The organism is Pseudomonas sp. RIT778, from assembly GCF_019718735.1.
Taxonomy (GTDB): domain Bacteria; phylum Pseudomonadota; class Gammaproteobacteria; order Pseudomonadales; family Pseudomonadaceae; genus Aquipseudomonas; species Aquipseudomonas aphyarum.
Window position 1 is genome coordinate 1 of sequence record NZ_JAIHBA010000003.1, and the last position, 12,729, is coordinate 12,729.

Consider the following 12,729-nt stretch of genomic DNA (forward strand, 5'->3'; position numbering starts at 1 on the left):
GGGCGGGTTGCTTGGCGGATTGCTCGGCGGTGGCGGAGCGCTGGGCGGCGGTACGCAGCGTCGTTCCGGCGGCACCAATTATGCGGCGCTGGCCTCGCTGGGCATGATGGCGTTCCAGGCGTATCAGGCCTGGCAACGCAGTCAGGCTTCTGCTGCGCCGCAGCAAACCCCGCAAACCGCGGATCTGCTGTCCGGCCCGCAAGTCGAAGAACACAGCCACGCCGTCCTGCGTGCGTTGATCGCGGCGGCCAAGGCTGACGGGCGGATCGACGAGTCGGAAAAACACCTCATCAGCAGTGAAATCGGCAAGCACACCGATGACCCGAACCTGCAGCAATGGCTCGACGACGAAGTCGCCAAACCGCTGGATCCCACAGAAGTGGCCCAGGCGGCGCAGAACGATCCAGCCATGGCCGCCGAAATGTACCTGGCCAGCGTGATGCTGGTGGACGATCAGCAGGACGCCGAACGCAATTATCTGGATGAACTGGCGGCGGCGTTGCAGATCGACCCCGAGTTGCAGGTTCACCTCGAGCAGCAGGCCAAGGGCACGGCCTGACCCTCTCACCTCACAGCCTTCGACCGTTCCGTTCAAGCAAGGAGCGAGCCGAAGGCTCCGTCCGTCAGGGCAATTTTCAAGCCGATTGAATTTTTGACGCGCCAAGCCTCTCTGCTTCATTAGAGGCGAGTGACTGAGCGTCCTGCCAATCGATCGAGAATATTGCCATGACTGTCCTGACTCACCTGCAAGCTGCCCACGCCCCATCGCGTCCGCTCGACTCTCTGACTGAGTTGCGGTGTATCCATGAAGCACTTTTAGCCGACGAACATCCGCAGCCGCTGGCGCGCGCCTTTCTGGAAGATCAACTGCTGCAAGCCGCGCAGTTGAAGGATGAGCTGCCATCGGACCCGGCGCAGTGGCATGCCTGGGTGGCCGAGCACTGTGCCGATGTCGCCCGGCAATACGCCGACTACCTGCAACAACGCAAGGCTGGGGGCGCACGGCAGTTCTTCAGTTGCAAGGCTCATGCGCTGTATTTCCTGCAAGCGGTGGCGCCGACCAAACTGGTCGATGGCGCCTGGCTCTACGGCTTGCTCGGACAGTGGCGCGATCCACGCTTCAGCAGTCTGATCAGCACCTATCTGGAAGAACTGGGCGAGGGCAATCCGGCGCAGAACCACGTCGTGATTTACCGGCAACTGCTCGCCGAACACGGTCTGGAGCCCGGCAGCCCGCTGCCCGATGAGCGCTATCTGCAAGGCGCGCTGCAATTGGCCCTCGGTGCCGGCGGCATGGATTTTCTGCCGGAGGTGATCGGTTACAACCTGGGTTACGAGCAACTGCCCTTGCACCTGCTGATCAGCAGTTACGAGCTGAGTGAGCTGGGGATCGATCCTTACTATTTCACCCTGCACGTGACCATCGACAACGCCAGTACGGGCCATGCGCAAAAAGCCGTTCAGGCCGTTCTTGATCTGCTGCCTCTGGAGGCCGATCGCAGCGATTTCCTGCGCCGGGTCTCGCTGGGCTATCGGCTCAATGACCTGGGGCAGGGCAGCCGCGCAATCATCGAGGGGTTTGATCTGGAGCGCGAATTGTTGGCGATGCTTGAGCGCAAGTGTCCGTTCGCTCAACACATGCACTCCGACTATTGCCGCTTCGAAGGCAAGACCGTCAATCAATGGCTGGCCGATCCGCAGCAGTTGCCCGGGTTCCTGCAAGCCTTGCAAGACAAGGGCTGGATCAAGCGCAACGAAGATCCGCAGGGCAGCCGCTTTTGGCAATTGATCGATGGCGATGGTGCGGCGATGTTTGGCGTGTTCAGCGCCTATGAAAAACAACTGGTGCACGACTGGATTGCCGGCGACTGGGTTTCTGCAGACAAACCCGTCGCGTTCCGCCGCCGCCCCTCAGTCCCCGCGCCGATCGAGGTTCCCGAACAGGACCCCGATGTGCAGCGCCTGAATGCGGCACTGCAAGGGCAGGACGCTCACACCCAAATCGCAACGTTGATCCCTTGGCTCGCACCGACACGACATGCACATCCGGCCGGGCTGCTCGCCACTCGCCGATTCATCCAACTCAAATCCGGCCTGCGTTAAGGAAGTCATCAATGAATCAGGAAGAACAACTGTCCGCCAACGACCTGGTGCTGCTGCAACTGGGACGGCGCTTGCAGGCCGACGGCTATCGTTTCATCACCCCGACGCCGCTGACCCATCAACGGGTCAACCAGCGTGACGAAGGGCAGGCCACGGATTGCCTGCGGGATGTGTTCGGATGGTCGCGGCCGTTCGAACCGGGCCTGCTGTCTGCCGATGAACAGCGGCAATTGCAGGAAGCCCAGGTGATTGATGAGTTCGACGGGCGCTTGAAGAGCCGGGTGCGCTGGTCGAGCCTGGATGACCTGCTGTTTGTGCATTCCGGATTTCCCACCGATGCGGCCGATTCGGTGTTCTTCGGCCCGGACACCTATCGCTTTGCTCAACTGATACACAGCCATTTGCAGCAGAACTTTGCGCCCATCCACCGGGCGGTGGACATCGGTTGTGGCGCCGGAGTGGGCGCGATCCTGATTGGCCGTGCCAGGCGAGAAGCGCAAGTGCTGGCGGTGGATATCAATCCCGCCGCGTTGCGCCTGACCACGATCAACGCGGCGTTGGCTGAAGTGGCCAATGTCGAAGTGAGTGCCAGTGATGTGCTCCAAGGCGTCGACGGCGAATTCGACCTGATCGTCGCCAACCCGCCCTACATGGCCGATCCGGCCGGGCGAGCTTACCGCCACGGTGGCGGGACGCTGGGAGCGGGGCTGTCGCTGCGGATCGTCGAACAGGCGCTCAATCGCCTGACACCCGGCGGCTCGTTGCTGCTGTACACCGGCGTGGCGATGGTCGATGGCCGCGATCCCTTCCTCGATACGGTATTGCCACGGCTGGATGAAAAACGCTTCGGCTGGACCTACCGAGAACTCGACCCCGATGTGTTTGGTGAGGAGTTGCTGAATCCAGGTTATCAGCGCGTCGACCGGATTGCCGTGGTCGCACTGACTGTGACTCGAACAGGCTGAAACAAGGCAGGTGCAGGATGAGCAGGAATCTCGACGACTACAACCGGATGCGCGACTTTTCGGCGACCTCTGAACCGGCGGCTGAACGCCGTCGGGGCAAAAAATCCGCCGGCGACCATGCCCTGCAGTTCTGTATTCAAAAACACGATGCCTCGCACCTGCATTACGACTTTCGCCTGGAGCTCGACGGCGCGCTCAAGAGCTGGGCGGTGCCCAAGGGGCCGTCGCTGGATCCCAAGGTCAAGCGCCTGGCCGTGCACGTCGAAGACCATCCGCTGGACTACGCGACGTTCGAGGGCAGCATTCCCGAGGGGCATTACGGCGCCGGCGATGTGATCGTCTGGGATCGCGGCGTGTGGATTCCGTTGGAAGACCCGGAGAAAGCCTACGCCAAGGGCAAACTCAAATTCGAACTGCAAGGCGAGAAGCTCGCCGGGGTGTGGAATCTGGTGCGCACCCACATGCCGGGCAAGAAAGAGCAGTGGTTTCTGATCAAGCATCAGGACAGCGCCGCGCGCCCGCAAAGCGATTACGACGTGCTGGTTGCCGAGCCCGACAGCGTGCTCAGTGAACGTACTATCGTCGACAAACCCAGCCTCAGTGCGAAGCAAGTCAAACCGCTGAAAGCCTCGCCGAAAGCACCGCGCAAGCCAGCCTCGGGCAAACTCGCCGGGGCGCACAAGGCCAGGATTCCCGCGCAACTCAAACCGCAACTGGCCACCCTGGTGGAGAGTGCTCCGAAAGGAGATTGGCAGTACGAAATCAAGTTCGACGGCTATCGGATCATGGCGCGCATCGATCAGGACGAGGTGCAGTTGTTCACCCGCAACGGCCATGACTGGACGCACAAATTACCGAAACAGGCGAAAGCTCTGGCGGCACTGGGCCTGGAGTCGGCGTGGCTGGACGGTGAGATGGTCGTCGCCGACGCGGACGGCGTGCCGGACTTTCAGGCGCTGCAAAACGCGTTCGATGCTGGCCGCAGTGAAAATATCCTCTATTACTTGTTCGATCTGCCGTATCTCAACGGTGTCGATCTGCGTGAAGTCCCTGTGCAGGAACGGCGCGCGGCGCTGGCCACGGTGTTGAAAGCCCATGAAGATCCGCTGCTGCGCTTTTCCGAAGCGTTCGATGAAACCCCGCAGGCATTGCTCAACAGCGCCTGTCAGATGCGCATGGAAGGCCTGATCGGTAAACGCCTCGGCTCACCTTACGTGTCGCGCCGCAGCAGCGACTGGATCAAGCTCAAGTGCAAGCATCGCCAGGAATTCGTGATCGTCGGCTACACCGATCCGAAAGGCGCGCGCAGTTCGTTCGGCGCGTTGCTGCTGGGTTTGCATGATCGTGACAGCGGCGAGTTGCGGTACGCCGGCAAGGTCGGCACCGGATTCAATGAAACCACCCTCAAGAGCATCCTCGCGCAGCTCAAACCGTTGCGGGTGAAGAAACCGGCGGTGGTCAATCCGACCACGGGATTCGAGGCCAAGGGTGTGCACTGGCTCAAACCGAGTCTGCTGGCGGAAGTGGCGTTTGCCGAAATGACCCAGGACGGCTCGGTGCGCCACGCCGTGTTCCATGGCCTGCGCGAGGACAAACCGGCCAAGGACATCACCGAGGAGCGCGCCAAACCTATGAAGACTTCAAAGGCTCAATCTACCGCGCCGTCCCAATCCGATCTGGCAGACGGCAAGGTGCGGATCACGCACCCCGACCGGGTGATCGACGCCAGCAGTGGCACCACCAAAATGCAGCTGGCCGAGTATTACGCCAGCGTCGCCGAATGGATTCTGCCGCAGCTCAAGGATCGCCCGGTGGCGCTGGTGCGCGCGCCCGATGGTATCGCCGGTGATCTGTTCTTCCAGAAGAACGCCGAAAACCTGGCGATCCCCGGCATCCGCACGCTCGATAAGGAGCTGACCGGCCAGCCGGTAATGCTGATCAACAACGCCGAAGCCTTGATCGGCGCGGTGCAGATGAGCACGGTCGAACTGCACACCTGGAACGCCACCACGACGGATCTGGACAAGCCCGACCGCTTTGTCCTCGACCTCGACCCGGATCCGGCGCTGCCCTGGAAAAGCATGGTCGAAGCCACGGCGCTGACCCTGACCGTGCTGGACGAGTTGGGCCTCAAGGCGTTTCTCAAGACCAGCGGCGGCAAGGGCATTCATCTGGTGGTGCCGCTGACCCGCAAGCATGGCTGGGACGAGGTCAAGGATTTCAGCCACGCCATCGTCACTCACATGGCGAAACTTTTGCCGGAGCGTTTTTCTGCGGTGTCCGGGCCGAAAAATCGGGTGGGGCGGATCTTCATCGATTACCTGCGCAACGGTCTGGGCGCCACCACCATTTGTGCCTACGCAGCGCGTACCCGCGAAGGGTTACCGGTGTCGGTGCCGTTGTTTCGGGAAGAGGTCGGCGAGATCAAAGGCGCCGATCAATGGAACGTGCACAACGTTCACGAACGGCTGGCGGAAGTGGGCGATGAGCCTTGGGCGGACATGAAGAAAACCCGGCAGAGCATCACAGCCGAGATGCGCAAGCGGGTGGGCATGAAGAAATGATCAGGTGCCGCGCAGCAAGTCGTGGGCGTTGAGCAGGTCGAAGGCGACTTGCGGGTTGTTTTCCAGGCCACGGCGGATGGCAGCCGGGATGGTTTTGCGGGTTTTGCGGCAGAGTCCCGGCAGGTCCTGGACCTCGATCTCGATGCCTCCGCGAACGGTCCGCACCTCACCGTACTTCGGCGCGATCAGAACGCGAATCCCTAGTTGATCGAACATCTTGCCTTGCAGGCGCTCGAGGTCGGCGAGGTCTTTCAGGTTTTCCAGACGTTCAAGCAGACGCTTTTCTTCCTCGCGGGTCAGCAGGAGGATGCGCACGTCCGCGCCGGGCGTATCCAGCAGCGGATCACGCCCGCAGATGCAAAGACCCGGCGGGCAAGGGGAGCGAAGGGAGGCGGAAATCGTCATGGCCTCCATCATAGAGGCCGTTCGACGGTTTTGCCCATGGTCGTTCACCAGCCGTCCATCGGCAGGGCACAACGGTGGCGAGTCCGTCAGCCACCATCATCGAACGTGCCGTGGTTACTGCGACAGACCTTCGTAGTGAACCAGGATGGCATTGGCCAGCTCTTCATCGCTGGCGTTCAGGCCGGGATTTTCCTGACGCACCTGTTGCAGCACCGATTCGAGGTACACGCCACGGATCGTTCCGCCGCTGGCGACGAATGCGGACAAGTCGTCACGGGCCGGAATCACCATTTTGTGATCCTTGAAGGTCGAGTACAGCGAGGCCGAAACCCCCGCCGAAGTGGCGACATCCCCTGCGTCCACGCGGGCAAGGGCCGAGCCGAACGGCAGGCACAGCATGAGAGACGAAACGAGTAATAAACGGCGCATGACGGTGTTCCTCCAGCAGCGTAAAGCGAAAAGGAAGTACCACATAATGTGAGAGGTGCCGGACGGCATGGGAGTTCCATGCGCGGGGCCGGGCGGTAGCGGGCATAGAACGAGAAGCACCGCACAGTCCTCATTTTTACCGGATGTAACGACACGCCCTGCGACGCTCTAAAGCGGCGGATTCACCCAAATAGGCTTAACTGAAGCGTTGAAAGGCGCCGTGTGGCGCGACCAGGGAGGAAATCACGGTGTCGATCAAACTGCGTTTGGTGTTGCTGATTGCGACCAGCCTGCTGACGGCGTTGATCGTGAGCCTGGTCAGCTATGTCGGTAATCAGCGGATGGCTTCGGCGGTCGGTGACAACGCGGTCAGCATGAGTGCGCTGCGCAACCACATGGAAGCCGACATGATGCACGACGCCCTGCGTGCCGACGTGTATTCGGCAATGCTGGTGGGGCTGGGCAAAAGCACCAGTTCGGCGGACGAGGTGCGCAGTTCGGTCGAAGAGCATGCGGCGCATTTTCGCGAGGTGCTGGGTGAAAACCTCAAGCTGCCGGTCAATCCCACGATCAAGTCCGCGCTGGAACAGATCAAGCCGAGTCTCGACACCTACATCAGCGCCGGCGAGCAGATCGTCGGTCTTGCACTGGAAAACCCGGACATCGCCCAGCAGCATCTCGGCACCTTCAGCACCGCATTCAGCCAGCTCGAAGAACAGATGGCCGCTCTCAGCGAGCTGATCGAAACCAATACCCGGCACACCAGCGAAGGCACCGAGGCGGCGATCCACAATGCCAATATCGCCCTTGGCATTGTCCTGGTCGCCAGTCTGTTGCTGCTGTTGGCCCAGGGCCGGTGGGTGATCCTGAGCATCATGGGTCCGCTGAAATCCGCCAGCCGCATCGCCGAAAGCATTGCTCACGGCAACCTCAGCGAACCGATCGCCGAACCGTCCGGCAAGGACGAAGCCAGTGCGCTGATCCGCACGCTGGCCACCATGCAGCGCGACCTGCGGGACATGATCTACGTGGTGCGACGCAACGCCCATGGCGTCAGCGGCATGAGCGAACAACTGAGCCACGGCTGCCATCAGGTGGCCGACAGCAGTCAGCAGCAAAGCACCGCCGCCGGCACCATGGCCGCCGCCGCGAGCCAGATGACCGCGAGCATCGAGGAAATCACCCGTCATGCCGAGCGTGCACTGAACATGGCCAGCCAGGCCGAGTCACTGGCGAAAAACGGCGGACAGGTGATCCATCAGGTGGTCAGCGACATGGACGACATCGCCCGTTCCGCCCAGCAGTCGGCACAGGTGATACGTACCCTGGATCAGGAGTCCGAGGGCATCTTCAACATCATTCAGGTGATCAAGAGCATCGCCGACCAGACCAACCTGCTGGCGCTCAATGCAGCCATCGAGGCAGCCCGGGCGGGCGAGCAGGGCAGGGGCTTCGCGGTGGTGGCCGATGAGGTCCGCAGCCTGGCTGCGCGCACCAGCGCCTCGACCCAGGAAATCGCCGCGATGGTCGCGCGCATCCAGAACAGCACCCGCGAGGCCGTCAGCAGCATGGAGGCCGGTGTCGCCCAGGTCGACAAAGGCATGGCGGTCACCGCCGACGTCGAACGCGCCATCCGCGAAATCCTCGACGCCACCCTCAGCACCACGCAACTGGTCAACGACATCACCCGCACCATCGGCGAACAGAGCCAGGCGAGCAACGAGATTGCCCATCAGGTGGAGATGATCGCGGGCATGTCGGAGGGCAACAGCAAGGTGATCGGTCAGACGGCCAATACCACGGATGAGCTGTCGAGTCTTGCGGGGCGGCTGGCGCAGTCGGTGGATCGGTTTCGGTTGTGAGAGCAGGCTCTGCCGCCGCATTGGCGGCAGAGCTCATACATCAGAATTTGTACGCCTGACGCCCCACCAGCAACCACTTGCCAGCCTGCTTCTGCCAGATCTGGAAGTTCTCGATTTCCGTCGGCACGACCTCGGTGCCTTTGAGGGCCTGTGCTGAAAAATGATGGCGCACCAGCGCGGTGTCCCCGGACAGCGTGATGGTCTGGTTTTGCATCTCCAGGGTCTTGAACGCGCTCTTGCCGGTTTCGATATCGGCGATGAAGGCTTTCTTGTCCTGGATCTTGCCGCTGGAGTGGCCGTAGGTGAGGTTGTCGGCGGTCAGCGCGTTCAGTTCGGCGACGTCCTTGTGCAGCATCGCCTGGGTCAGGTGGTCGACGGCCTGGGCGACGTCCTGTTCCGCCGGGGCGGCGGCGACGTAGCCGCTGAAGAGGCAGATGAGACCGAGCAGCAGTCTGGATTTGTTCATGGGTATTCCTTGTTGTTGTAGGTAATGAAGACGACTGGCTAATTTGTCAGTCGTCGTACAACTTAGCAGGAATGCACCAACGTTAGAAAGCGCTCAAGGAACCTATTGAAAACTATCCGGTCGCGAACAGACGCGCGGGTTTGCCATGACGTGATATTCTTCGCCCCACTTGGTTTGACCTAATTCAGTCTGGCGCGCTTTTCGGCGGGCCAGACAGAACCCCTGTCGCTCAAGTAGCTGAAGCCAATAATGATAAGAAGTCAGTTCAGAAGGGACATATAACTGAGGTCGACGCAGCCTGTCGGCCTTGTGTGCCCACCCGTCAAAATTGAAGTGTGCCGGAACCCGCGACGCTAGCCTGAGTGTCGCGAAAAAAGGGGACCTCATACGTACAACAGCGGCGGGCGGAAGGCGTTTTATCATAGGTGCAACAGATGTTTAAAAAAGTGAACACAGCCTTGCTGGGGCTGGCTTTGGCGATGGGGATGTCTTCCGCCAATGCCGAAGAAGCAAAGAAAGTCGACGTCCTGCTGATCGGCGGCGGCATCATGAGCACCACCCTGGGTGTGTGGATCAATGAGCTGGAACCGACCTGGTCGATGGAAATGGTCGAGCGCCTCGACGGCGTCGCCCTGGAAAGCTCCAACGGCTGGAACAACGCCGGTACCGGTCACTCCGCCCTGGCCGAGCTGAACTACACCCCGGAAGACGACAAGGGCAACGTCACGATCCCGAAAGCGGTCGAGATCAACGAAGCGTTCCAGGTCTCCCGTCAATTCTGGGCCTGGCAGGTTCGTCAAGGCGTCCTGAAGGACCCTCGTTCGTTCATCAACACCACTCCGCACATGAGCTTCGTGTGGGGCGATGACAACATCAAGTTCCTGAAAAAGCGCTACGAAGCCCTGCAAGCGAGCCCGCTGTTCGCCGGCATGCAGTACTCCGAAGACCCGGCTGTGATCAAGAAGTGGGTTCCGCTGATGATGGAAGGGCGTGACCCGAACCAGAAAATCGCGGCCACCTGGAGCCCGCTGGGTACCGACATGAACTTCGGCGAAATCACCCGCCAGTTCGCCGGTTACCTGCAGACCAAGCCTAACTTCAACTTGAAGCTGTCGAGCGAAGTGCAAGACATCACCAAGAATGCAGATGGCACCTGGCGCGTCAGCTACAAGAACCTGAAAGACGGCACCAAGACTGAAACCGACGCCAAGTTCGTGTTCATCGGCGCCGGCGGCGGTGCACTGCACCTGCTGCAGAAGTCCGGTATCGAAGAAGCCAAGGAATACGCTGGCTTCCCGGTAGGCGGCTCGTTCCTGGTGACCGATAACCCGGCCATCGCCGAACAGCACCTGGCCAAGGCCTACGGTAAAGCTTCGGTTGGCGCGCCTCCGATGTCCGTTCCGCACCTGGACACCCGTGTCCTGGACGGCAAGCGCGTCATCCTGTTTGGCCCGTTCGCGACTTTCAGCACCAAGTTCCTGAAAGAAGGTTCGTACCTGGACCTGCTGACCAGCACCACCACCCACAACATCTGGCCTATGACCAAGGTCGGCATCAAGGAATACCCGCTGGTCGAGTACCTGGCCGGTCAACTGATGCTGTCGGATGAAGACCGTCTAAACGCGCTGAAGGAATACTTCCCGAACGCCAAGGCCGAAGACTGGCGCCTGTGGCAAGCCGGCCAGCGCGTGCAAATCATCAAGCGTGATGAAGCCGCTGGCGGCGTGCTGAAACTGGGCACCGAAATCGTTGCTTCCAAGGACGGCTCCATCGCCGGTCTGCTGGGCGCATCCCCAGGCGCATCGACCGCTGCACCGATCATGCTGAGCGTGCTGCAGAAAGTCTTCAAAGACAAAGTCGCCAGCCCAGAGTGGCAAGCCAAGCTGCACCAGATCGTTCCAAGCTACGGCACCCAGCTGAACAACGATCCAGCCAAAGTGGCTGAAGAGTGGGCTTACACCGCCAAGATCCTGCAACTGCCAACCCCTCCGGTGATTGGTCAGGTTGCAGCTCCAGCGGCGGACGCCTCGGCTGAAAAAGCCCCGGCTCCGAAAGAAAGCGCTGCACGTGACATGGCTCTGTAACCAGACGCCTGACACACGAAGCCCACTGAACCGGTGACGGTCAGTGGGCTTTTTTGTGTCCGGGTTTCAGGCCTTGGCGGCCGCCAGATAGGCGCCAAGCCGCCGTCCCATCTCTTCACCCAGCGCCTGCAACCCGCTGAGCGGCCGCACCATCACCTCGAACTCGACGATCTTGCCTTGTTCATCGAAGCGGAGCATGTCGATGCCCTTGAGCTCTTTCGCCCCCACTTTGGCGCTGAATTCCAGCACCACATTCAAGCCATCCGCCGTCGCCAGTTCGCGGTGATATTTGAAATCTTCAAACACCTCGAACACGGTATTCAGGATCATCGAGACCACCGGCGCACCCGGGTAAGGCGTGTGGGCCATCGGCGAGCGGAACACCGCTTTGGAATCGAGCAGTTCGGGCAGGGCCTTGAGGTTGCCGGTGCGGATCATGTCGTGCCAGCGGTTCAGGGATTCGGCGGCGTTGGGATGCAGGTTCAGGTCGGACATGGTTTCACTCCTGTATTTTTGTTGTTCTTTGCGCGGCGCCCATGACTCTAGATCAAAGCGGCGCAATGGAAACCATCTGTACCGATCTGAATATCGATACATGTGCCAGCCCGATCCATCTGATCCGCTTTTTCCTGTCGAATCTGCATCTGTAACCATCTCAGCCATGCGCCCAAAATACCCCTGCCGTTCGGCCATACGCGACGCGCTTCATTCCGGAGCGCCCGGTGCGCCGGACATTCAGTATTCAGGAGGCCTTCATGGCTAAGATGGCGATTTTCCTCGGCGGCTTTCTTGTGTTGACCATCATGATTGGCGTCCTTGCCACGATTTCTCCGGTCTGACGATCAGCTGTTGCGTTGCGGCATGCAGCGTTCTTCAACGTTTTGAAAGGAACCGGATCAAGGCGCCCCGAACAGCATCGTCCAATACACCCCTTCATCACTGCGCGCCTCACTGGCAAACCCGGCGCCGACCTGGGTGAACATCGGGTTCATCAGGTTGGCGCAGTGTCCGGGGCTGGCCAGCCAGCCGGCCATGGTCTTGCCCGGTGAGCTTTGCCCGGCGGCGATATTTTCGCCGATCTGCCGGCCACGGTAGCCCGCCGCCCGGGCGCGATCTGCCGGGCCGTCGCCGTCCGGGTCGCGGTGGGCGAAATAATTGCCGTAGGCCATGGCCTTGCTGTGCCCCTGAGCGGCGGCGCCGAGCGCCGGGTTCCAGCTCAAGGGTCGGGCGGCGGCGAAGCGCTGGCGACCGCACATGCGCGGTCGGGCGCGGGCGGCGTTGACCTCGGCCAGCAAGACCTTGCCGACACTGCGGTTGTCGCCGACGCGGCTGTCGAGCACCGGCCGGGCCAGCACCACTTGCCATTCGCTGCGGGCGCGGCTGATGCCGATGTCGGCGTATTGACCGTCGAGCAGCGCGCCGCAGTAGTCGCTTTGCAGCAGATCGAACGCCTCTTCGGCGTCCTGCGCGCCGACGATCCGGATGCTGCGCACCGCCACGGCCGCATAGCCGGAATCTTTCAATCGTTCGCGCAATCCACCGCCGTAGCCATAGCCGACCGGCAACGCCAGGTTCGACTTCAGCGTCAGCGGCGCCAGCCGTTGGGCCGGGCGTCGGTCGCAGCGTTGCGGGTGGGCGCGGTAGTCGTTGATGGCGGCCACCAGTTGCCGCTCGGCGCCGGCGTGGGCAGAGGGAGAAAGCAGGGGAGAAAGGATCAACAGGCACAGCGAAACGAAGCGAGACGAACGAACGGCGTGGCGCATGGGACGCAAAGCTCTGAAAAAGGACATCGCTGAAGGGAAGTGAACCGCAGAACGCGGCGCGGGTAGGACTGGCCTTTTTGCACTTGGT

11 protein-coding genes and 1 pseudogene are annotated in these 12,729 nt (G+C 61.2%); 7 read left to right on the plus strand and 5 right to left on the minus strand.

The window, feature by feature from the left end; genetic code table 11:
• The 4 genes from K5E37_RS02370 to ligD all read left to right on the plus strand — a co-directional run.
• Positions 1 to 559: tellurite resistance TerB family protein (locus K5E37_RS02370; RefSeq protein ID WP_221533023.1), on the plus strand; the 559-nt coding region annotated here is incomplete at its 5' end.
• Between the two features lie 167 nt (positions 560 to 726).
• Entirely contained in the window at positions 727 to 2,103 is a 1,377-nt protein-coding gene (locus tag K5E37_RS02375) for an iron-containing redox enzyme family protein (protein WP_221533024.1), read from the plus strand.
• Positions 2,104 to 2,114: 11 nt separating this feature from the next.
• Positions 2,115 to 3,068 carry a class I SAM-dependent methyltransferase gene (locus K5E37_RS02380; RefSeq protein WP_221533025.1) on the plus strand — a complete coding sequence of 318 codons (954 nt, stop codon included), beginning with the start codon at positions 2,115 to 2,117 and terminating at the stop codon, positions 3,066 to 3,068.
• Positions 3,069 to 3,085: 17 nt separating this feature from the next.
• Positions 3,086 to 5,632 (plus strand): DNA ligase D, encoded by a 2,547-nt coding sequence (ligD, locus tag K5E37_RS02385; protein ID WP_221533026.1) that lies wholly within the window; start codon positions 3,086 to 3,088, stop codon positions 5,630 to 5,632.
• Here ligD and K5E37_RS02390 read toward each other — a convergent pair whose 3' ends face one another.
• Both K5E37_RS02390 and K5E37_RS02395 read right to left on the minus strand, forming a co-directional pair.
• Positions 5,633 to 6,037: a hypothetical protein gene (locus K5E37_RS02390; protein WP_205350859.1), complete on the minus strand. Its 405-nt coding sequence runs from the start codon at positions 6,035 to 6,037 to the stop codon at positions 5,633 to 5,635.
• 114 nt (positions 6,038 to 6,151) lie between these two features.
• The gene (locus K5E37_RS02395; protein ID WP_007957157.1) at positions 6,152 to 6,466 is read right to left on the minus strand and encodes a DUF2388 domain-containing protein; all 315 of its coding nucleotides are present in this window, start codon (positions 6,464 to 6,466) and stop codon (positions 6,152 to 6,154) included.
• A gap of 248 nt (positions 6,467 to 6,714) precedes the next feature.
• On the opposite strand from K5E37_RS02395, the pseudogene K5E37_RS29625 reads away from it, so the two are divergent.
• A pseudogene (locus K5E37_RS29625) lies at positions 6,715 to 7,473 on the plus strand (MCP four helix bundle domain-containing protein); the annotation flags it as partial.
• A gap of 129 nt (positions 7,474 to 7,602) precedes the next feature.
• Positions 7,603 to 8,328, plus strand: a complete 726-nt coding sequence (locus K5E37_RS29630; protein WP_371857362.1) for a methyl-accepting chemotaxis protein — start codon at positions 7,603 to 7,605, stop codon at positions 8,326 to 8,328.
• A gap of 40 nt (positions 8,329 to 8,368) precedes the next feature.
• Here K5E37_RS29630 and K5E37_RS02405 read toward each other — a convergent pair whose 3' ends face one another.
• The gene (locus K5E37_RS02405; RefSeq protein ID WP_221533028.1) at positions 8,369 to 8,794 is read right to left on the minus strand and encodes a nuclear transport factor 2 family protein; all 426 of its coding nucleotides are present in this window, start codon (positions 8,792 to 8,794) and stop codon (positions 8,369 to 8,371) included.
• A gap of 434 nt (positions 8,795 to 9,228) precedes the next feature.
• On the opposite strand from K5E37_RS02405, the gene mqo reads away from it, so the two are divergent.
• Positions 9,229 to 10,878 (plus strand): malate dehydrogenase (quinone), encoded by a 1,650-nt coding sequence (mqo, locus tag K5E37_RS02410; protein ID WP_039770951.1) that lies wholly within the window; start codon positions 9,229 to 9,231, stop codon positions 10,876 to 10,878.
• A 66-nt stretch (positions 10,879 to 10,944) separates the two neighbouring features.
• Here mqo and K5E37_RS02415 read toward each other — a convergent pair whose 3' ends face one another.
• Together K5E37_RS02415 and K5E37_RS02420 are read right to left on the minus strand one after the other, a co-directional pair.
• The gene (locus tag K5E37_RS02415) at positions 10,945 to 11,373 is read right to left on the minus strand and encodes a nuclear transport factor 2 family protein (protein ID WP_221533029.1); all 429 of its coding nucleotides are present in this window, start codon (positions 11,371 to 11,373) and stop codon (positions 10,945 to 10,947) included.
• Between the two features lie 401 nt (positions 11,374 to 11,774).
• Positions 11,775 to 12,641 carry a CAP domain-containing protein gene (locus K5E37_RS02420; RefSeq protein WP_221533030.1) on the minus strand — a complete coding sequence of 289 codons (867 nt, stop codon included), beginning with the start codon at positions 12,639 to 12,641 and terminating at the stop codon, positions 11,775 to 11,777.
• Between the last annotated feature and the right edge of the window lie 88 nt (positions 12,642 to 12,729).